A 20,280-nucleotide genomic window follows, 5' to 3' on the forward strand; every position below is an offset into this window, starting at 1 on the left:
TAGAATTTGGCTCAGGCTCTGGTTGAGCATACCTAAAAACCTATAGCAAATGTCAACCAGCTTAAATTTCCCGTTCGCCGCAATGGCTACAACAGGTTATTTCGAAGCGCATCCTATGAGTAAGAGTCCTTTAGAGATCGACAGGACTATGTTGTGCAAACCTGTTTCCTATGCAGCCGTTCAGCAGCACCCGGTGTGCAAAAGGTATTTTCAATCTAATCAGTTCACTGTAGCAGTGAGACTGTTATGTCTCGGAACTGATTTGCCGGTGATCTACAACTGGCTTCCCTGGCGGTTTACAAGGTTCATGAAAAAAGACGCCCATATCAGGCATCTAAATGAAACCTACACTTGCATCGCTGACTCCAGTTCCGTACAATCATTCTTTGTTCAGATCAATGAAGTGGCTACCGCACAGGTAGACATTCACCATGCCATGCAGGATGATGTGAGCTCCTATTACGAAGCAAAACCCGGAGACTACCGCATTCAGTTGCTGATCGATCCGGAGAAAGAGAGCAACCACGAATGGTCTTTGGGCATCCTTCAGACCTGTCAGGATTTCTTCTTCTCTTTTGCAGAAGTAGAAAGATTGGTAGTTGTGCTGGATGAAGAAAGCAACATTGGTTGTACACTGGAAAAAGCCGGATTTACCCTGGAATCACAGATTATTATGCCAGGCAAAAAGGCCAGAATGTTTCGTTGCGGCAGAAAGATTGTCGCCTGATTTTTTCCATTAATCTACACAATACCGGCAGTGATTATCGCAGTCGGTATTTTTTTTGATTAACTTCTTTTTTCGCTTGTTCTATGGCGTTAGTGAGTGATTCGCTTGCCCCTTCAACTGGAATTTCTTTCATCGTATCCAATACGTTGGAGTAGTATTGCTGCCATACTTCGAGAATATGATCTTCGGTTTCGATGATGCTTCCTTTTTTCAGATTGGCTTTTCCTATCAACACTTCATCGCTCAAACGCTTTACTGCACTGCGTTTCAGATCTTGCACCAACGCAACTGCCACATTATTGTCTGCTGAAGCGAGCAGCCAGGATATTACCAGTGCACTTACTCCCACATGCTTCATGGTGCTGCCACTCACCTTATCGAAACGATCTCCGTCTGTATGATAGAACTGATCCGTGAAATGCCACATGAGCAGTCCGGGTATCTTTGCATTGAGAAATGGCGTATGATCGCTTCCTCCCTCAAATGGATTTGTTTTCACCACCCAACCATTGTCTGCTGCTTCATTGAGGCAGCGCGTCAACAACAGATCGTTGAAGTAATGAGGCACGATGGATGATTCAGGCAATGGACTTCCTCCCCATTCCGAATGTTTGTCTTTACCGCGTGTCCATACTGCAGACGGATCGGGCATTTTTTCTATGAGGAAAGTACCTCCTGTTTTTTTAGTGTCTTCACCCACCATATCGAGGCTGCATCCCCATCGGATACCGAGGGCACGGATGCTGTCTTCCTGAATGTATCTGCGTGTTGAAACTATTTCATCTCCCCAAAGGAAAGTGATGCTGCGGCGGGGATTCAGTTTGCCTTCTTTGATCATAGCAGCAGTTACCCGCGCCATCTCTGCGAGTGTACCTACACCGGTTGCATTGTCGTTGGCGCCGGGCTCCTGTACGTGCGCACTGAATACAAAACGTTCAGCTGGTTTTTCCGATCCTTTTACATCTGCAACAACGGTCAGCTCTTCCGCATTGTACCGTTTTGTTTTAATCATCACCTTCAGTTTCACAGAACCCTTTGCCAGCGCGGTATTCAGCCTGCTCTTCGCAGCGTAGGAAAGGAAGATATGCCATTGAATATTTTCTCTTTTGCCCGGGATGCTCCCGAATTGAATGGAATGAATATTCTTTTCAGGTTGCGTATAAGCGGGCATGGTATATGACAGTGAGCCAATGGCTCCTTTTGAATTGGCTCTGTTGTATCCATTGCCGGCAGATGTAACATCGTATACGATCTTCCCTTTCAGATCCTGATTCCAGTCTTCTTCTTTGCTGATGCAAACCAGTTCTGCTGTAACGCCGCCTTCCGGAGTTGATTCGGAATTGATGGCGATCATATTGCGGTTGGTTTTGAAGCTCAGCAGCGGTGTAGATTCCCCTTCGATAAAAACGGATGCATCGATCGGCTCCCATGTGAGGCGATCCATCGGGCGATGTTCTATGCGATAGGTGAGTTTGGCGCCTGATGTGCCCGTACTATCTTTCACATAGCCCGCCTGCTGCAATTGCTTTTCAACCAAACGGATGCTTTCATTGAATCCGCTATTGCCTGCTAATCTCCATCTTGATTCCACAAAAGCCACTGTTTTCAAGGCATTGGCTGCCTGAAAGTTTTTTCTCGCTGCCGCGGAATATAGTTTTTCTGTGGGAGATGTTTGAGCTGATGCACTCAAAGACAATACCAGAAGGGGAAGGGCAAGAAGTCGCATATTCATTTGGTTGTACCGTAATAATACAAAATATCCGCATAGACTACTATGCGGATATTGTCAAAGGTTGTTACCAGTGATCGGTGCAAATGATTTATTTTAGTTCCAGGGTTGTCCCATCCAAACGGCACCGCCGATGCTGTCGCGCGTTGCGCCGGTAACGGTAGACATTACGTTCACTTCTTCGCGCCAGCGGAGAATGCCGATCAGTCCCATGATGAGTGCTTCCTTGAAATTCACCAGCACTTTATCCGGCACTACCACTTCTACACCGATCTCTGAAAGATGTGCACTCAGTCTTTCTATCACAAAAGAGTTATGCGCGCCACCACCGGTTACGAGTATGCGTTTTTTCACACTTTCATTTCCTTGCAAAAGCCCTTCCAGACTATTTTTCAGCTGAATGGCCATATGCTCCGCAAACGTGCAGAGACCATCTTCGATGGAGTAACCGGATTTTGCTACCAACGGATAGATCACATCGGTACCAAAATCATTCGCCAGCGATTTCGGATGCGGCAGTTTGTAATATTCAAGTGCATTGAGTTGTTTCAGCAGATCGGGGCGAAGGGTTCCTGAGCGTGCAAACTTTCCGTCGAAATCGTATTCACTGCCCAGCTTCTGAGCAAGCATATTCATTACGCGGTTGGCAGGGCAAACGTCGAATGCGATATAGTCGTTTGGCTTGTTGAAACTCACGTTCATGATGCCGCCGATATTGAGGAAGAGATCGTAATCGTTCAGCAGCAGCTTTTCGCCGATGGGAACAATAGGGGCGCCATGTCCTTTCAGGGCCATATCGATGGCACGAAGATCGCTCACTACATTGATGCCGGTAAGTGCCGCAATGGAAGCCCCATCACCCAACTGTCCGGTCATATGTTTGGAAGGAACATGGAAGGTGGTATGTCCGTGTGATCCGATCAGCTGCACTTTGAAATCGAGCTTATGCTGATCGATGAATTTATTCACTTCGCCGGCGATATAGTGGCCGTACTCTACATGCAGTAACTGGTAGTCGAGCGCTTTGAGCGAAACGGCATTCCTGAGTTTATCGATCCATTCCTGGCTGTACGGGTAAGTTTCACCGTGAAGGATCTCATACTCCCATTTTCCGCCATTCTCCTGAAACTCAACAAAAACAATGTCCAGCCCGTCCAACGCGCTGCCACTCATGAGGCCGAGTACTCTGTAAACCATATTTTTACTATTTTAGAAGATAATGAGTTGCTGTAATGGATTAGTTTTGCTCATCAAAAGTAACGCATGGTAATCAATCTAAGTGAACAGGATTCTTTGCTCAGTAACTGGGTGAGTGAATTAAGAGACGTGAATGTACAACAAGACAGAATGCGATTCCGCCGCAACCTCGAAAGGATCGGTGAAATTGCCGCTTACCGGATCAGTCAGCACCTGCCCTATGTGGAGCGGGAAATTCAGACTCCGATGGGGTTTGCGAGCTGCCGCGTACTCGAAGAACAACCTGTGATAGCTACTGTGCTGAGAGCGGGTCTGCCTCTGCATCAGGGTTTGCTCAATTATTTCGACAAAGCCGATAACGCATTTATCTCCGCATACCGCAAGCATAACCGGGACGGATCTTTCGAGATCAGCCTCGAATATGTTTCCTGTCCTGAACTCGAAGGAAGGGTGATCATCATCTCCGATGCCATGCTGGCCACCGGATCATCACTCGTAAAAACCATTCAGTACCTCCGCGATGAGGGCCATCCCCGTGAGATCCATATCGTTGCTGCCATCGCCTGCACTGTAGGGATCGAATATGTAAAACGAAGCGAACCGCATGTGAAGATCTGGTGTGGAGCCATCGACGAAGAGTTGACCGCCAAGGGCTACATCGTACCGGGACTGGGCGATGCCGGCGATCTCGCCTTCGGCACCAAAGTGCAGATGTAACATATGTCAAGAAGCGGCTGCTGCCGGTAAATTTAACCTCACCGTTCTCTGTTTTTTTCGTACATTAGGAATAGTCATTCCTAACAAAATGCGGATGAGGAAAATCTACACGGGTATGCTTGCATTGCTGTTGATGCACTCGGCATCAGCGCAGGATCCGAATTTTTCCCAGTTCTTCGTTTCTCCGCTCACACTGAACCCCGCACTCACAGGCAAGTTCAATGGAGATTTTCGCATTGCCGGAAACTATCGCGATCAATGGCCCGCTATCAGCCAGGCTTTTATCACCACTACCATTTCGTTCGATCTGCCCATTCTGCGCAGCAAATTGTCTGACCTCGATACCTGGGGTGTAGGGCTTGTAGCCATGACGGATAAAACGGCCAACGGCATTCTCAACACCAATATGATCTCGCTCTCCACAGCGTATCATAAAGGGCTTGATGTGGATGGATTGCATCAGATCGGTTTTGGATTTCAGGGTTCCTATTTCTCCAAAAGATTGGATGGCACCAAACTGAATTTCGAATCCGAACTCGATCCGCATGGTGGCTGGACACTCCCCAGCGGAGAAACCATGGATGGCCGTCAGTTCAACATCAGTTATTTCGATCTGTCCGCAGGTGTGCTCTACAATGGCTCTACCGACGGTTACAATAATTTTTATTTCGGCGTGTCTGGTTATCACCTCAATCAACCGAGGGAAACATTCGGAGAAGATAAAGTGGATTACACACTGAAAACCCGCGTTACTGCACATGCAGGCGGCAGCTTTCCGGTTGCAGGAAATCATAACCGGAATATTTATCTCAGCGCACTCTACACACGTCAGGAAAATGCAGTGAATGTTGTAGGTGGTGCAGTGATTGGTCTCACCGTTAACAATGATGAAGAGCGCCCCACCACTTTCTATGCAGGCCTGTTCAGCAGATTCAATAACCAGAATGATGCTGCCATTCCTTATCTGGGTATGGAGTTCGGGGGATTCAGGCTTGGAGCCACTTACGACGTGAATACATCAAAACTGAAAACAATCTCTCAGAGCAGAGGCGGGCTGGAGATCTCGCTAATTTTCACCAAAAGACCTCCGGGATACAAGGGCATTCCTTGTCCTACTTTCTGATAAAGTCATTAATAAAGCAATGGCCGGTTGACAATCAACCGGCCATTGCTTTATTTGAGATCTGATTATCTTCTTACAGTCATTTTGATGTATTTGAGTTTCCATTCCACTTTTTTCGTCTGCACATCCACCGTTGATTTCGTTTTGTTAGTGAGGGTGATATTGTCAGTAATTTTTGTGATATCCCCTTCCGCATTTACTTCATAAGAATACCTGTTTTCTGTTGTTGTTTCATTCCATGGATTCCATTCGCCTTCCATCTGTTCGCGCATCATCGTATACGAAGGGCATTTATCCGAACAAAGTTGCTGCAGAGTAAATTCGTTGCGCAAGTATCTGCTGAAACTGGAATTGGCATAACCGAAACTAGGGTAAAATATTTTTTCCAGCTCTTCGAAATTGAAAGGATTCCGGAAAGCAGTATAACGGTCTTCATACTCTCCTTTTCTTATAAATTTAGGCATACTGAAATCAGCATTCTGAAAAAAGATGTTTTCATTCTTTAGTATCCAGGATGGTTCAAATGGAGTGTAGAAAAAAGAAATATACCTGAGGGTTCCTTTATCCGAAAGAGAAAACTCGACAGTATCCCGCTCAAATTCTCCAGATGGGTAGAATTCCATTCTGTCGATTTTCGCAATTTGATTTTGTGCATTAAGCATGAAAATCGCGCTGTCGGTTTTGTGTTTTTTTCCGTCTCTTATGCTGTATCCTACACTCCGGATAATGTTGCTTCCGGGATAGCTCAGTTCTCTGTAAATCAGATCAGGGCTGCCCCCTGGGGCAGTTGCCGGTTCAGACTTTTCAACACGAACAGGCATCCCTTTTTCATTATACAGGAACGAATAAGTTGCTTGCTCACTTTCACAGGAAGAGAGCAGCGTTACTTCAACATCTTTACCGGAGGAATTGTTTTTTGTGCAGGAATTCAATACCAGCAAAGCCACCAACGGCAGCAGAAGAAATTTCATGGTTGCATTTTGTAATAATCAATCAGGGGCTGGTTCATGCAATTGAAATCAAGATACGATTTATCTGATCTTCCCGCTCACATATTTGTTCCCCTTCACGTAAAACCGGTATAACCATGCCGCATGATCGCCGGCATAATCCACACCGATCCTCGGCGAAACACCTATTGCCTCATCTTCATATTTCATTCCATCATCGGCGATGTACAATTCTTTACTGTGCAGGCTCGTACCCGTATGCGAAGTATGAAGTCCCAGCGCACGCCCCACATTTCCCGGTCCTTTGGTGAGAAAATATTTATCTGCCCGCTGACCTTCGGATACGCCAAAACGTTGAAACATGATCTCCTTTCCTTCTACCGGTTCCAATGCACGAACCAGTATGGCATGCGGCACATCTTTGCGATTGGTAACCACATTGAACATCTGATGAATGCCGTAACATAGATAAACATAGGCTGTTCCCGGTTTTCCATACATCACTTCGGTTCTGTTTGTTCTCCTGCCATTCCACGCATGTGAGGCCCGGTCTGTTTCTCCGGCATATGCTTCTGTTTCAACAATGCGGCCTGCCGTTGTCTGCCCATCAAAAGAAGTAACGAGTATTTTGCCCAGCAATTCCTTTGCGATCTGCACCACATCTGGCCGGTCGTAGAAATGCTCATTCAATTTTTTCATTGCTGCAGGCATTTATTCTTTCATTTATTTAGTAGGTTTGGAGGATTAACCCAAAACCAGCGAATCAAAAATAACCAACTTGCTCAAAGAAATCGTCATTGCGATACAGTCCTACATCAGGGCACATAAGTTCATCAGCCATCACAGGCTGTGGAAGTGGATCCTGATTCCGGGTATTCTCTATGCCATCCTGTTTTGTGTGGGCATCTATTTTTTCTGGATTTCTTCTGACAATGCAGTTTCCTGGTTAAGTCATCGCATTGGTATCGATCGCTGGCTTCATCGTCAGAGCAGCGGCATTCTCAGCTTCTTCTTTTTGATGGGTGAGATAATGATACGATTGCTGCTTTTATCTTTCTACTTCTCATTATTCAAATACCTGTTTCTCATTATCGGTTCGCCACTCTTTGCTTATCTCAGCGAAAAAACTGATGCCATCCTCAACGGAAAAGATTATCCTTTCAGCTGGCCACAGGTTTTGAAAGATATGGCACGCGGCATCAAACTCGCGCTGCGCAACGCTTTCTGGCAAACGGTGTACATGATCACTCTGCTGATACTGAGTTTCATCCCCATCGTTGGATGGATGGTTCCGCTCTTCGCACTCTTTGTAGAATGCTACTATTACGGATTCTCCATGCTCGATTACAGCTGTGAGCGCAATAAACTTTCGCCGGCAGCAAGCATTGAATTCATCGGTAAGCACAAGGGGCTGGCCATCGGAAACGGAATGGTGTTCTACCTCATGCACTGGATTCCCTTCCTCGGATGGGTGCTGGCGCCTGCCTATGCTGTAGTGGCTGCTACCATCAGTCTCTATCATCAGGAAAAGGAACCCGCACTCTGAGGCGAACATTTTCGCTAACTTGCCGCCATGACTTCGAGCAAGATCTACCTGATTCCATCTTTTCTGCATGAATCAGCTACACAGACCATCCCGGCCTATGTAACTGAAGCAGTACGCGACTGCCAATGTTTTTTTGTGGAGAACGAAAGAAGCGCCCGCCGCTTTCTGAAACAACTCTGGAAAGAAATGGTGATCGATGATTACCAGTGGTTCACTATCCACAAAGCAGAGGAGGCAGTGCAGCAGGAGTTCAGGCAATGTCTGAAACAGAATAAAAATATCGGTATCATCAGCGAAGCCGGATGCCCCGGCATTGCCGATCCCGGACAATTGCTGATCGGTGTGGCCCAGAACGCAGGCGCCACGGTAGTTCCGATGGTTGGCCCCAGCTCGATACTGCTAGCCTTGATGGCCAGTGGCATGAACGGCCAGCAGTTCCGTTTCTCCGGTTATCTTCCCATCGATACGGCCAGTCGCATCAAAGCGTTGAAGGAGCTGGAAGCTGAATCGGGTAAAAAGAATTGCACCGAAGTATTTATCGAAACACCCTATCGCAATAATCAGCTGGTGGAAGTGATGCTGAAAACACTTCATCCCAATACACGCATCTGCATTGCAGCCGACATCACGGCATCCACCGAATTCATCCGTACAAAAACGGTATCCGAATGGAAGAAACAGGTACCGGAGCTGCACAAGCGACCGACCATCTTCTGTGTTATGGGATAATTAATTTTCCTACTGCGGGCTGATCACATTTTCCAGATTGGTGGGGTTACGCACTTCGTACACGCTGTCTACGATCTGCTTCTGCCATCCGCGCCAGGGCAACGCTCCGAGATAGGTTTTGTAATGAACCTGAACGTTCATGCCCGAATTCTCCAGCAGCACTTTGGCCACAGATTCGCTCACTACGCTGAACTCGAATTCGTTACTCTGAACATTTGCTCTGAAACCGCTCTGGATAAGCTTTCCCTCATAGGTTTTCCAAACATAGCCCTTCTTCTGAAAAGTGTTCAGAAGGCCACCCTTGGTGCCTTCGGCAAAAACCCAGAAATAGCGGACATACACAAAGATTATCAGTCCGATCAGGAGTACCCAAAAGATAATTGTCTTGACTTTAAACCTTCCGGCCATAAGTGCTGTTATTTCCCTAAAGTTAAACAATTCCTTTACCTTCACACATATACATATACCCATCAACTAATAGGTAATTATGCGCATTGGAATAGTATGTTATCCAACATTCGGCGGAAGCGGAGTGCTGGCCACTGAATTGGGCAAAGCCCTGGCCGATAAGGGTCATCAGGTTCACTTCATCACCTATCAGCAACCAGTAAGATTAAGCGAGTTCAACGCCAATATATTTTATCACGAAGTTCGGGTACCTACTTACCCCCTGTTCGATTATCCTCCTTACGAAACTGCATTGAGCAGCACCATGGTCGATGTGATCGTAAACAACAATATCGATCTACTGCACGTACATTACGCTATCCCTCACGCATCGGCTGCATATATGGCCAAGATGATACTGGAGAAGCAAGGTAAACGCATTCCGGTGATCACTACGCTGCACGGTACCGATATCACACTCGTGGGCCGCGATAAAACCTTCGAGCCCGTGGTAACTTTCTCCATCAACGAGAGCGATGCCATCACAGCCGTGTCGAATAACCTGCGCGATGAGACCTACAAACATTTCAAGATCGGCAAGAACATAGAAGTGATCCAGAACTTTGTGGATGTAAAAAGATTCAACAAAAAACCCATCGATGCATTCAGAAAAGTGATTGCACCGAACGGAGAAAAGATATTGCTGCATGCTTCCAACTTCCGTAAACTGAAACGGGTAGAAGATGTAGTGAAGATTTTTGCACAGGTACTGCCGAAAGTGCCGTCCAAACTGCTTTTCGTGGGAGACGGACCGGAAAGGCCAATCGCCGAAGCGCTTTGCCGCGAGCTCGGCATCTGCGACGACACTCGTTTTGTAGGCAGACAGGAGCAGATCGAAGAGATACTCGCAGTGTCTGATCTCTTCTTACTCACATCAGATTATGAAAGCTTTGGTCTGGCTGCCCTCGAAGCAATGGCTGCAGGCGTTCCGGTTATTTCCACCAATGCAGGCGGTTTGCCTGAGATCAACGTAGATGGTAAAACAGGCTACCTCAGTAACGTAGGTGATGTAGACAATATGGCCCGTCAGGCAGCGGAGCTGCTTTCAAATCCTGAGCAGCTGAAACAGTTCAAATCTAACGCTTTCGCACATGCGCAACACTTCGATATCGACAGAGTAGTGCCCATGTACGAAGAACTGTACAATCGTTTTCTCAACTAAGTTTTACAGTTATTGACATATGCTGAGCAGTTGATCTGATCGGCACCTGAAACGAAAAGAGGCAGCCTCATGGAGACTGCCTCTTTTTATTTGTTACGTTTGAACGATTATTTTCTTCTGATCCAGCTTTCGGGATTCTGGTTGGTGTTTTCGAGTGTGATGATGAACTCTACTTCTCCATTGCCATCATCATTGGTGGATGCTTTTCCAAGAGCCTGACCAGTGCTCACTTTCTGCCCTTTACTTACAGAAGTGGAAGCCAGGTTGCTGTATACGGAGAAATATTTACCGTGTTTAATGATCACTGCCCAGTTACCTTCAATATCGAATACAGAGGTTACTTCGCCTTCGAATACAGACTTCACAGTAGCGCCAACAGTGGTTTCGATGGTGATGCCTGGATTATTGCCCACTACTCCCGGACCTGATCCGAGCCCTTCAATTCTGTATGGACCAAAGTGCAGTTTCACTTCCCCTCTCTCAACAGGCCATGGCAATTTTCCTTTGGCATTGGCAAAGTTTCCTGAAATGGCCAGTCCTTCCGGTGTAGCTTCAAGCACACTCTTAGTAGGTTCCGGCTGTTTTTTAGGAGGCGGTGGAGCAGCTGTGTGGGTCTCTTTTGCAGGAGGAGGAGTTGTAACCGGCTGATTATTGGCGGCTTTTTCGGCTGCCACTCTTTTAGCTTCTGCGAGCCTTGCTTCTTCTTTCTTTCTTTCGCGCTCACGCTCTTCGGCAGCGGCTTTGGCTCTTGCACGTTCTTCGGCCAGCGCTTTCTCGCGGGCTGCTTTCAGTTCTTTTTCGATTGCAGCACGGATGGCGGCTTTCAGCTTGATATCTGCACGGGCTTTCAACTCCAGTTCTTTGGAGATTTCGCGTTCACGCTCTTTTATCTTTCCGAGGAATTCGTCTTTTTCTTTGCGTTCATCTGCCAGCACTGTTTTTTCCTTCTCTGCAGATTTCAGCACTTCGTCTTTCTGCTTGCGGGAAACTTTCAGTCCTTCGTTCTTTTCGTTCAGCAGCGTCTGGGTGTTCTTGATAGTAGCAGCCTGCTGCTCGCGGTACTGGCGATAAGACTTGAGGTATTCGATTCGTTTCAATGCTTCGTTGAAACTGGGAGCCGAGAAGATGAAATTGAGGAACTCGTAGTTGCTGCGGTTCTTGTAAGCGTATACGATGCTCTTCTTGTATTGTTCTTTCAGGGTATCGAGCTCTTTGTTCAGGCGGGCGATCTCATTGTAGTTCTGAGAAATATTGCTCTGGATCTGATTGATCTGTGCATTGATATTGCCGATGGCCTGCTCACGAAGCGCCAGCTTCTTTTTGATCATTGCAAGTTGTCCCAGACTCGCCTTCTTATTTTTCTTGGTATCGTTGAGTGACTTTCGCAGGTCTTCAATTTCATGCTGAATTTCAGCCTGTTTCTTTTTCAGATCATCACTGCCCTGCTGCGCGTTTGCTCCGGCGGCACACAGGAATACCAATAAAAAGGCAACCAGGATTCTTTGCATATCGATCGGATTTAATTAATGTGGTAACGAATTATTGACGCTTATAATTACGTGGAATATTAAAAGGAAAGGTTAAATCTACATTAAAGTCCACCTGTTTGAATTGCATGTTGATGTCAACCTTGGTTTTCTCGGATATGGCAATGCCTCTCACAGTAGGGAAAAGGATCGCATTTTTGTTCTCATATCCACCGTAGGTGATATTGCAGGTACGGGCGCGCAGCACATCGGCATCATCGAGTTTGCTGTGCAGCAACCGGTAATCGTCGGTTGAAACAGTGAGCAGGTGTTTAAAGATATCTGATGCACTGAGCAGTGAAATGCTTTTCTCGTCTTTTCTGTAAGATACAATATTGCTGTCGAGAAATACGGGATTGCCGATCAGCAATGCCTGCAATTCTTTGAACGTGAAGGGAACTTTGGCTAATTCTTTCAGGTAATTCACAGAGCGGAGCTGTACTACCTTATCGAGTTTATTCAGCACTTTCACACTGTCGGGCGTTACGAGAATGCGGAAAGCTTCGATTCCGAGAAGGGCTGTGATGCTCACCCAGATGGCAGAATCCTTTTTCATGCGGATGGCTGCGGTGAAGTCTCTTTTCTTTCCGTCTTCAGGGGAGAAGTCCACTTTTATTTTGGCAGAAAGCGTATTGAAATCGATACGGTTTCTTTCGATGGCCTGATATACTTCGTGAATAAAGTGGATGGTGTCTGATTTTCCATCAGCCACGGGCACTTTCACTACCTGAGCCGTATCCTTTTTAGTGATAGCGTTGGAGATGCTCTTGGTAGATCTGCAACTGCCAAGTGATGCTGCGAGCACTACAGGAACCAATAACCAGCAAAAATATTTCATCAGAGGGCTGTGTTAATTATGATTTGCCGGTGTGGCCGAAACCTCCGTCCTGGCGTTGGGTGGAAGAAATAGTTACTGCTGATTCCCATTGCACTTTCTGAACCGGCGATACTATCATCTGAGCAATGCGGTCTGCATGCTGAATGGTCTGCGGCTCCTGGCTCAGGTTGATCAGGATCACTTTGATCTCTCCTCTGTAATCGGCATCGATGGTACCAGGCGTATTGAGGCAGGTGATGCCTTGCTTGATGGCGAGGCCGCTTCTCGGGCGAACCTGCGCTTCGTATCCATCGGGCAGTTCGATGAACAAACCAGTTGGTATCAGCGTGCGTTCCATTGGTTGCAATACAACCGGTGATTCGAGATTGGCTCGGAGGTCCATTCCTGCTGCACCCGGAGTTCCGTATTCGGGGAGGGGATTGGATGATTGATTAATGATCTTTACGTTGATAGATGACATGCGCAAATATACTATGGTTTCATCAATAGCACATTCGCATATGCCACCAATCCTTCTTCTCTTCCTACAAATCCCATGGTTTCGGTGGTAGTGGCTTTAACAGACACATCATCGGTGGTAAGTTGCAGTATGCCTGCAATCACTTCGCGCATCTGCGGACTGTATGGTTTTATCTTCGGTGCTTCGAGACAAATGGATGCGTCTACATTCACCACTTTGTAACCTTTCTCACTGATCAGCTCAAAACAACGGGCCAGCAATATTTTGCTGTCGATATTCTTGTATGCAGCATCATTGTTGGGGAAATGCATCCCGATATCGCCCAGCGCCAGCGCGCCCAGCAAGGCATCACAGATAGCATGCAGTAAAACATCGGCATCGCTATGCCCCAATGCTCCTTTGTGATGGGGAATTTTCACCCCGCCGATCCACAGATCTCTTCCTTCTACCATCTGATGAAAATCAATTCCGAATCCAATCCTGAACATGCTGTAACATTTATGAATAAAAAAAGCGCTCCGGCAATCCGGAACGCTTCAAATATATTTTATTTTTCTTGCTTACTCTTTATCGATATCGAACACCAGTCCGAATCGCAGGGTATTGCTCAGTGGGTTTCTGTTTACACCGCTTCCCGAAGGAACGAGGTAAGCGAAGTTCAGTCCGAATACATTGTATTTGAGACCGAGACCCATGGTGAAATATTTACGGTTGCCTTTGTCTTTGTTCTCATAGAAATAACCTGCGCGAACAAAGAACTGATCGTTGTAGCTGTACTCAGCTCCAAGAGAGAACTGGAATTCTTTCAGTTCTTCGCTGAATCCGCCGGGTGCATCTCCGAAAGAACTGAACCAGCTGCCTACAACGCTCTTGTCGCGATACTTGGCAACTGCAGCTGAATCTTCGCTGAGTCTCAAATCATCATTGGGATTTTTTGATGGCTCCGGAGGAGTAGGCACCAGCAGTTTATGGATATCCAGACCTACCATGATCTTGTTGTTCTCATCGAACACATTGGTAAAAGTTGTACCAAAGCTGAGGTTGGCAGGGATATAATCTTTTTGTTTGGCGTCGTTGGTGTAACCGATCTTGGTACCGAGGTTGGTTAATGCTGCACCGAAGTTCCAGCCCTGACCTACATCGTTAGTACCGGTGTAGAAGAAGCTCAGATCACCAGCAACTGCACGGCCGGTTTTATAAGTGGTTCCGTCAACTTCCTGGCCTGCTGCGAGGTTGGAGTTGATATATCGAAGGGCGATACCGAGACCCATTTTATCGCTCAGTTTGCGGCTGTAACCAACGTCGATTCCGTATTCGCGCGGACGTCCTTCGCCGAGTTCAGTACCACTGAAGTTGGTGTACTGAATATTACCTAAGCTGAAGTAACGAACCGATCCTGACAGTGCCTGGTTTTCGTCCAGCTTAATGAAGCCGGAAGCAGCCAGCAGGTATACATCGTTCAATCCAAGATCTTTCAACCATGGAGTGTAGGTGATACCAACACCGTAATCATGTTTTGAAAATGGAGTTTTTGCGAGGTTCCAGAATGCTGAGTTTGCATCTGGTGTAGTGGCCATTCCCAACTCTCCCATCGCTCCTGCTCTCGCGTCTGGAGAGATACGCAGAAATGGAACAGAGGTTGTTACCGGGTTAGGCCTTTTATACTGGTCGTCCTGCGCATGCGCAGCAAGAGAACCGAAGCCTGCAGTAATAGATAGTAAAGCAGCCAGTTTGAAAGTCTGTCGTTTCATAACGTAATAATCTGTTTTAAAGGTCTTTTGTTAATACTGCCTTCAACAATGCTGTTTTGCAGTTGATACTTTTCAGGAATCGGGATCTTCTATAGCTTTGGTTAGAAGCTATTGCTGATGCAGTAAATTAAAACGGTTGTCGGAGTAGATGTTTTCTCAAATAAGGTATGCTTTAATATCAAGGAAAGACGGGGCGAAAATACACGATTTTCAGGAAAGTAAAAATCAATACATTTTACAATATATACAATTTTTCTAACTTGTAAGCTGATTTCCCGTCAGGTGTTTTAACCCTGAGACTGTAAATGTACACTCCCCTGCCTATCTTACTTCCGTACTCATCGCGCCCGTCCCAATTCACTTCACTCGAACGGTTTCCGGTTGAAAATATTGTACGTTTTAGTGTTTTTACCAGCTTGCCCGATACGGTATATACCTGAACAGTAACCGATAATTCTTCACCCGGATGGTTATGGCTGAACCAGAACTGCGTATTCGTAGTGAACGGATTCGGGTAATTGAGCACATGCTCCAGCACCAGATCTGCATCGTTCACCACCCGAAACTCAAGCCTGGCCTCATTTGAGTTATTCACTGCGTCCCATGCCCTGAGCGTTAGCGTATGAGATCCCGGCTCCATCGGCGGTAGCTGGAATTTTACGATACCCCGTTTGTAATTGTCCGATTCCGCCTCATAAAACTGATTGAGTACGAAAGTCTGTTTTTGATCATTGTCAATAATGGCTACCAGATCGTGTCCGATGCCCGTGCCCATGATATTGATGCCCGAAGAATCGGCCAGTTTTGCCAGCAATACCGGTTTTGCATTGCTGATTCCTCCGCTCACAAACTTTTCGTCGTTGAGCCATGCTCTGATGGATGGGCCATCCTTATCGCCACTGCCCGTTCCCGATCCTCCAACAATGAAGTCCCTGAATGCACCGCCGGCATCTGTTATGCCGTTCTCTGCGTAGTAACTCATCTTGCCATTTCCATACTGGTAATTGATATCGCGGGGTACCACAAATTTGAAACTGAACAGGCCATTGGTTACCTGCGCTTTGCCTTTGAACAGCATGTTCTGCTGATTGGAGAAGCTGGTAACCGGACTACCGGGATCATTGCCTTTTGTCTGCTGTGTTTGGGGTTTGTCGAATATTATCGGATATACGGTTCCGTTATAATCGCTCAGCAGATTGCCGGCTTTGTCGGTAACCTGTCCGCTCACCGTGTATTCGTTGAGCGCTTTGAGTGTATCCGGAACGGTTGCTATTGCTTTGCCATTGATCTGGGTAGTGATGATATTGAATGCCGGGAAAGCGAGCCGCATGGCGGGATCGCCCAACAGCGTGAACTTCCGGTTATTGATCACATCACTGCTCGATGTGTACACCTGATTCTTTGCAATTTTAACTGCCTCGCCTAACCGGAGATAGTTGCCATCCGGCTGTTTCCGCAGGGCTGTACTCAGGTAGTTTTCATTCATGATGCGATTGCTGAAACTCTGCACCAGTCTGGTGGTGGTCATCAATGCAATGGCGCCTGTTTTGGAGCGAAGCAACAGGTTCTCACCGAGTGAGCTCACCAGCGGATTATCGAATGGACCGAAATCGCAGGTACCAGTGATGAAAAGCGGAAGCTTATCGGGATTGTTGAAACTGTTCACGATATCCTGATCGAGCACTACTTCATCTGCCAGCCGCCGGTAACTGCCATGCCCCGTGTAATTCCAGATGAGGTTACCACTGAGCATTCTGCTGCTGATGGCCTGATTAACGGCGGGATAGCGCGCACCGGAGGCGCTGCTCTCCTGCGGATAGGCATCGAGATAGATCTTGCCGATGTTGAAAAGCGGGGAGGCGGTGGCGGCAGTTTGAGTGATCGATTCTGCATCCTGCAGGTGCAGGTTGCCATCTTCATCATCTGCTACAAAACTGAGTTCATTGCGCCAGGGGCCGAACGATTTTGGAGAGGCATATGCGAATATTTTGTCTACGATCTGCATAGCTTCCTGTTCATTGGAAGCGGGAATGCGGCCGATGCCGATATCGAGCAGATGAGTTCCGGGCGAAGCGATATCATCTCCATCATCCAGAAATCCAAAGAAATCATCGGAGGTGTAAGTGGCCAGCGGCTCCAGTGAAATCTTGCTCTCCCATGCCGGTACCAGGTTGGTGTTATTGCTGATGCGGTTTTTGTAATCGAAACTGGCAGCGCCCATCAAAAGCAGGTACTGCGGGCGTTTCAGGGCATCGCCGGAAGATTTGTCGTAATACATTTTTACCATGTCGCGCAGCGCAACGGGGTCGGGAATACCGGAAGAGAATTCGTTGTAGAGCTGATCGGTTGTAATGATGCGGCTGCTGATGCCATCTTTTTGCTGATGCCAGTCGGCCAGCCTTTTTGCCTGCGCCTGCAACGTCGGAGCAGTAACGATGAGCATGTTCACAGGGTCGCCCGCGTGCAGATCCTGATTGGCCACTCTTCCTGCAGCAATGGGAGCCATCGCGCGCGTAGGAACGAATGCCACATATTCTTTCAGCTGCTGAGATCCGTTGGTGAACCGGCAGACCTCTCCACTAACGCTGGTGATCATGCGCAATGGTTGTGCGGCATTGGTTACATCCCATACGTTTGTTGAAGCATCTGCCTGATCGATGAGGAATTCGCCGGTATTGCCCGGACCAACGGAACTCCAGTCGCGAAAAAGCAGTTGATTTCTCCCCTGCATTTTCAGAGCGGCCGTTCCGTGGAATTCGAACCAGTCGAGCCATCCCTGTGCATTGGCGCTTCCGGGAGTGTAATCGATGCTGAGACTGAAGTTTTCCTGAGCCGGACTGAAACTGCCTTCTCCCCCAACGCTCTGGGCAAAGAGATCGTAAGTACCGGTAGGCACGGCAGGCATGTTAATCGAAAAAACGGCATTGCCGTTAACAGTGAAGCCAAAACGGCTGACATTGCCGAAAGATCTTGAAATGCATCTGGCCCTGAGCGTGGCCGGAGCGGCCGTGATGCCGGGGAGCTGGAAGGAGAAGTTCCGCTTCAGCGACTTGCCGCCCACGTCTGCAAAATCGATTCCATACCAGTCTTTACCACTGCTGAGCACATTAACGGAATCGAGCTCGTACCTATATCGTTCATTGAAAAAGCGGATACTTGTATTTGGAGCCGGAGATGCAGGCTGCGACTGAATTCTGAGGCCTGTTCCTCCTACCGTAATATAATAGAATGCCTGATCGCTGTACAGATTCTTTACCTGTGAGAAGGTTCGGGAGGAGGCATCGGCAGTCCAGTGATGAGGCCCTTCGGACCAGAAAAGCAGGTAATCGTTGCCATTGAGCTGTCCGTCGCCACCATCCTCGGCCCAGACGGCCACTTCGGCAAGATCATCTGTTCGGGGAGATGCCGGGTTTTCGGAGAGCATTCCGCCTCCGTTTCCATAGATGCGGAAAGAAGAAACCGGCAGGCCGTTTACATTCAGGCCCAGTGTTTGCAGAAAGGGGATATCCAGCTTGTAAACGCCTGGGGCATTTACAGCAATTTTGAACCAATTGCCCGAAGCCAGCACCGAATGGGGTGCATAGGTACGCTGACCATGGAGAGCACTCCATTGGAGCAGCAACACTAATACGCTCAGGGAAAAGGTAATACGCCGGCACATCTGATCAAAAATAATTGGAAAGTGCCTATATTCGCAATAATAAAATTTCAATATTTTATCCGGAAACCGTACAATTTTTGGGCTTCCGCAGCGTTTAACTTAATTGAACCAAAAGGCATAAAGCTATCTAAAATGAACTTGAAAAACCTATTCATCCTGGCATCCTGCGCAGCTGCTCTTACTGCTTGTAAGAACGATGCAAAGAAATCGGGAAAATCCGATGTAACCGGCTGGAACTACAACGACAAGAACATGGGCGGTTATCAGGTATCCCGCGAGAAAGAGCAACGCACCGGTCCTGGTCTCGTGTTTGTTCAGGGTGGTACCTTCATGATGGGAGCTACCGAGGAAGATGTAATGAGCGACTGGAACAACGTGCCTGCACGTAAAACCGTTAACTCATTCTATATCGACCGTACAGAGGTGGCCAATATCCACTACCGCGAGTACCTCTACTGGCTCAATAATACGTTTGATGCAGATGAGTACCTGGCTGTTCGTCAGGGTGCCCTTCCCGATACACTGGTATGGCGCAGTGAGCTGGCTTATAATGAACCAATGGTTGAATATTATTTCCGTCACCCTGCATACAACTACTATCCTGTAGTAGGTGTAACCTGGAGACAAGCACATGACTTCTGTCTCTGGCGCTCAGACCGTGTGAATGAGCTGGCGCTGGTAGCCAAAGGCTTCATCAATAAAACATCTCTTAAAAATATTCAGGGACAAGGCAGTGAAAGCTTCAACACCAAATCTTACCTGGTGGGCCTCACTACACCAACTCCCGGAAACAGTGTTCGTTCTAAAAAGAACCCACTGAAAAATCCAAACGGCACACCAAGAACTACCGTAACATTTGAAGATGGTATTCTGCTTCCGAACTACCGCCTCCCAACAGAAGCTGAATGGGAATATGCCGCCCTCGGCCTCGTGGGTCAGAACCCAAGCCCCAGCCGCAAAGAAGGAAAACGCGGTGAGGAGCTCATCACCAACAAACAGGTTTATTCCTGGAGCCAGAACGTGAATGGTCTTCGCGACACACGCCGCGGCGCATGGCAGGGAACTTTCCTCGCCAACTTCAAAAGAGGAAATGGTGATAACATGGGTGTTGCAGGTGGTCTTAACGACCGTGCTGTGTACACTGCACCGGTAACTTCTTTCTATCCCAACTCTTTCGGTCTGTATAATATGTCTGGTAACGTTAACGAATGGGTAGGTGATGTGTATCGCCCAATGAACGGTACCGATGTGGACGATGTAGCTCCATTCCGTGGTAACTACTTCCAGAACGATTTCAAGAATAAAGACGGTGAATACGAGAAAGACAGTCTGGGCCGCGTAAAACGCGTGTATGCTACAGACGACGAAAGCAAAAGCCGCCGCAATTACCAGAAAGCAAACGTGATCAACTACCTCGATGGCGACTCACTGCTGCTCGGTGTTAAATACGGTTACGGTGTAACTACTCTCGTGTCCGACAGCTCACGCGTAATCAAAGGTGGAAGCTGGAACGACCGCGCTTACTGGCTCTCTCCCGGCAGCCGCCGTTTCATGGAAGAGAATCAGGCAAGCAGCACAGTTGGTTTCCGTTGCGCTATGGACCGCGTAGGCAGCCCTGAAGGTAACGGCCGCAAAACCGGTATCGATTACCCAAGCCGCAGACAGAACACCAGAAAAAGATAAGTTCATTTAAGATAATAAAAGAGCCGTCTGAATA

18 protein-coding genes are annotated in these 20,280 nt (G+C 47.5%); 7 read left to right on the top strand and 11 right to left on the bottom strand.

Annotated elements, in window-relative coordinates; translation table 11 throughout:
* The first annotated feature begins 49 nt into the window (after nucleotides 1–49).
* Nucleotides 50–727, top strand: coding sequence for a GNAT family N-acetyltransferase (locus HHL16_RS00740; protein WP_169423231.1), 678 nt, complete (start codon nucleotides 50–52; stop codon nucleotides 725–727).
* 34 nt (nucleotides 728–761) lie between these two features.
* Here the strand turns inward: HHL16_RS00740 and HHL16_RS00745 are convergent, their stop codons facing one another.
* Both HHL16_RS00745 and HHL16_RS00750 read right to left on the bottom strand, forming a co-directional pair.
* Nucleotides 762–2,453, bottom strand: a complete 1,692-nt coding sequence (locus tag HHL16_RS00745) for a M28 family peptidase (RefSeq protein ID WP_206022205.1) — start codon at nucleotides 2,451–2,453, stop codon at nucleotides 762–764.
* Between the two features lie 99 nt (nucleotides 2,454–2,552).
* Entirely contained in the window at nucleotides 2,553–3,653 is a 1,101-nt protein-coding gene (locus HHL16_RS00750) for an anhydro-N-acetylmuramic acid kinase (RefSeq protein ID WP_169423233.1), read from the bottom strand.
* A gap of 66 nt (nucleotides 3,654–3,719) precedes the next feature.
* Here HHL16_RS00750 and upp point away from each other — a divergent pair, with 66 nt between their 5' ends.
* Nucleotides 3,720–4,370 (top strand): uracil phosphoribosyltransferase, encoded by a 651-nt coding sequence (gene upp, locus HHL16_RS00755; protein ID WP_169423234.1) that lies wholly within the window; start codon nucleotides 3,720–3,722, stop codon nucleotides 4,368–4,370.
* Between the two features lie 94 nt (nucleotides 4,371–4,464).
* Nucleotides 4,465–5,493 (top strand): PorP/SprF family type IX secretion system membrane protein, encoded by a 1,029-nt coding sequence (locus HHL16_RS00760; RefSeq protein ID WP_240965702.1) that lies wholly within the window; start codon nucleotides 4,465–4,467, stop codon nucleotides 5,491–5,493.
* A gap of 65 nt (nucleotides 5,494–5,558) precedes the next feature.
* Here HHL16_RS00760 and HHL16_RS00765 read toward each other — a convergent pair whose 3' ends face one another.
* Entirely contained in the window at nucleotides 5,559–6,464 is a 906-nt protein-coding gene (locus HHL16_RS00765) for a hypothetical protein (protein ID WP_169423236.1), read from the bottom strand.
* 60 nt (nucleotides 6,465–6,524) lie between these two features.
* Nucleotides 6,525–7,142 (bottom strand): DNA-3-methyladenine glycosylase, encoded by a 618-nt coding sequence (locus HHL16_RS00770; protein ID WP_169423237.1) that lies wholly within the window; start codon nucleotides 7,140–7,142, stop codon nucleotides 6,525–6,527.
* 79 nt (nucleotides 7,143–7,221) lie between these two features.
* On the opposite strand from HHL16_RS00770, the gene HHL16_RS00775 reads away from it, so the two are divergent.
* Together HHL16_RS00775 and HHL16_RS00780 are read left to right on the top strand one after the other, a co-directional pair.
* The gene (locus HHL16_RS00775; RefSeq protein ID WP_169423238.1) at nucleotides 7,222–7,989 is read left to right on the top strand and encodes an EI24 domain-containing protein; all 768 of its coding nucleotides are present in this window, start codon (nucleotides 7,222–7,224) and stop codon (nucleotides 7,987–7,989) included.
* A gap of 27 nt (nucleotides 7,990–8,016) precedes the next feature.
* Nucleotides 8,017–8,718, top strand: coding sequence for an SAM-dependent methyltransferase (locus tag HHL16_RS00780; RefSeq protein ID WP_169423239.1), 702 nt, complete (start codon nucleotides 8,017–8,019; stop codon nucleotides 8,716–8,718).
* A gap of 9 nt (nucleotides 8,719–8,727) precedes the next feature.
* On the opposite strand, the gene HHL16_RS00785 is transcribed toward HHL16_RS00780, so the two are convergent.
* Nucleotides 8,728–9,126: a hypothetical protein gene (locus HHL16_RS00785; protein WP_169423240.1), complete on the bottom strand. Its 399-nt coding sequence runs from the start codon at nucleotides 9,124–9,126 to the stop codon at nucleotides 8,728–8,730.
* 79 nt (nucleotides 9,127–9,205) lie between these two features.
* Here HHL16_RS00785 and bshA point away from each other — a divergent pair, with 79 nt between their 5' ends.
* Nucleotides 9,206–10,327 carry an N-acetyl-alpha-D-glucosaminyl L-malate synthase BshA gene (gene bshA, locus HHL16_RS00790; RefSeq protein WP_169423241.1) on the top strand — a complete coding sequence of 374 codons (1,122 nt, stop codon included), beginning with the start codon at nucleotides 9,206–9,208 and terminating at the stop codon, nucleotides 10,325–10,327.
* 107 nt (nucleotides 10,328–10,434) lie between these two features.
* On the opposite strand, the gene HHL16_RS00795 is transcribed toward bshA, so the two are convergent.
* From HHL16_RS00795 to porU, 6 genes are all read right to left on the bottom strand, one after another.
* Nucleotides 10,435–11,835 carry a peptidoglycan DD-metalloendopeptidase family protein gene (locus HHL16_RS00795; RefSeq protein ID WP_169423242.1) on the bottom strand — a complete coding sequence of 467 codons (1,401 nt, stop codon included), beginning with the start codon at nucleotides 11,833–11,835 and terminating at the stop codon, nucleotides 10,435–10,437.
* Nucleotides 11,836–11,866: 31 nt separating this feature from the next.
* A complete protein-coding gene (locus tag HHL16_RS00800; RefSeq protein ID WP_169423243.1) occupies nucleotides 11,867–12,691 on the bottom strand; it encodes a DUF4292 domain-containing protein in 825 nt (274 codons plus the stop codon).
* Nucleotides 12,692–12,707: 16 nt separating this feature from the next.
* Nucleotides 12,708–13,151: a dUTP diphosphatase gene (gene dut / locus HHL16_RS00805; protein ID WP_206022206.1), complete on the bottom strand. Its 444-nt coding sequence runs from the start codon at nucleotides 13,149–13,151 to the stop codon at nucleotides 12,708–12,710.
* An 11-nt stretch (nucleotides 13,152–13,162) separates the two neighbouring features.
* Nucleotides 13,163–13,639, bottom strand: coding sequence for a 2-C-methyl-D-erythritol 2,4-cyclodiphosphate synthase (gene ispF / locus HHL16_RS00810; RefSeq protein WP_169423244.1), 477 nt, complete (start codon nucleotides 13,637–13,639; stop codon nucleotides 13,163–13,165).
* 72 nt (nucleotides 13,640–13,711) lie between these two features.
* A complete protein-coding gene (gene porV / locus HHL16_RS00815) occupies nucleotides 13,712–14,902 on the bottom strand; it encodes a type IX secretion system outer membrane channel protein PorV (RefSeq protein WP_169423245.1) in 1,191 nt (396 codons plus the stop codon).
* Nucleotides 14,903–15,137: 235 nt separating this feature from the next.
* The gene (porU, locus tag HHL16_RS00820; RefSeq protein WP_169423246.1) at nucleotides 15,138–18,563 is read right to left on the bottom strand and encodes a type IX secretion system sortase PorU; all 3,426 of its coding nucleotides are present in this window, start codon (nucleotides 18,561–18,563) and stop codon (nucleotides 15,138–15,140) included.
* Between the two features lie 132 nt (nucleotides 18,564–18,695).
* On the opposite strand from porU, the gene HHL16_RS00825 reads away from it, so the two are divergent.
* Nucleotides 18,696–20,246, top strand: coding sequence for an SUMF1/EgtB/PvdO family nonheme iron enzyme (locus tag HHL16_RS00825; protein ID WP_169423247.1), 1,551 nt, complete (start codon nucleotides 18,696–18,698; stop codon nucleotides 20,244–20,246).
* Nucleotides 20,247–20,280: the final 34 nt, after the last annotated feature.

Origin of the sequence: Pseudoflavitalea sp. G-6-1-2, assembly GCF_012927185.1 — a bacterium.
Taxonomy (GTDB): domain Bacteria; phylum Bacteroidota; class Bacteroidia; order Chitinophagales; family Chitinophagaceae; genus Pseudobacter.

Bases quoted from the DNA above. Each gene is read 5' to 3' on its own strand.
- ispF (WP_169423244.1), bottom strand. From the start codon at position 13,639: ATGTTCAGGATTGGATTCGGAATTGATTTTCATCAGATGGTAGAAGGA.
- dut (WP_206022206.1), bottom strand. From the start codon at position 13,151: ATGTCATCTATCAACGTAAAGATCATTAATCAATCATCCAATCCCCTC.
- porU (WP_169423246.1), bottom strand. From the start codon at position 18,563: ATGTGCCGGCGTATTACCTTTTCCCTGAGCGTATTAGTGTTGCTGCTC.
- HHL16_RS00765 (WP_169423236.1), bottom strand. From the start codon at position 6,464: ATGAAATTTCTTCTGCTGCCGTTGGTGGCTTTGCTGGTATTGAATTCC.
- HHL16_RS00745 (WP_206022205.1), bottom strand. From the start codon at position 2,453: ATGCGACTTCTTGCCCTTCCCCTTCTGGTATTGTCTTTGAGTGCATCA.
- HHL16_RS00795 (WP_169423242.1), bottom strand. From the start codon at position 11,835: ATGCAAAGAATCCTGGTTGCCTTTTTATTGGTATTCCTGTGTGCCGCC.
- HHL16_RS00750 (WP_169423233.1), bottom strand. From the start codon at position 3,653: ATGGTTTACAGAGTACTCGGCCTCATGAGTGGCAGCGCGTTGGACGGG.
- HHL16_RS00760 (WP_240965702.1), top strand. From the start codon at position 4,465: ATGAGGAAAATCTACACGGGTATGCTTGCATTGCTGTTGATGCACTCG.
- HHL16_RS00740 (WP_169423231.1), top strand. From the start codon at position 50: ATGTCAACCAGCTTAAATTTCCCGTTCGCCGCAATGGCTACAACAGGT.
- HHL16_RS00770 (WP_169423237.1), bottom strand. From the start codon at position 7,142: ATGAAAAAATTGAATGAGCATTTCTACGACCGGCCAGATGTGGTGCAG.
- HHL16_RS00825 (WP_169423247.1), top strand. From the start codon at position 18,696: ATGAACTTGAAAAACCTATTCATCCTGGCATCCTGCGCAGCTGCTCTT.
- HHL16_RS00800 (WP_169423243.1), bottom strand. From the start codon at position 12,691: ATGAAATATTTTTGCTGGTTATTGGTTCCTGTAGTGCTCGCAGCATCA.
- upp (WP_169423234.1), top strand. From the start codon at position 3,720: ATGGTAATCAATCTAAGTGAACAGGATTCTTTGCTCAGTAACTGGGTG.
- bshA (WP_169423241.1), top strand. From the start codon at position 9,206: ATGCGCATTGGAATAGTATGTTATCCAACATTCGGCGGAAGCGGAGTG.
- porV (WP_169423245.1), bottom strand. From the start codon at position 14,902: ATGAAACGACAGACTTTCAAACTGGCTGCTTTACTATCTATTACTGCA.
- HHL16_RS00785 (WP_169423240.1), bottom strand. From the start codon at position 9,126: ATGGCCGGAAGGTTTAAAGTCAAGACAATTATCTTTTGGGTACTCCTG.
- HHL16_RS00780 (WP_169423239.1), top strand. From the start codon at position 8,017: ATGACTTCGAGCAAGATCTACCTGATTCCATCTTTTCTGCATGAATCA.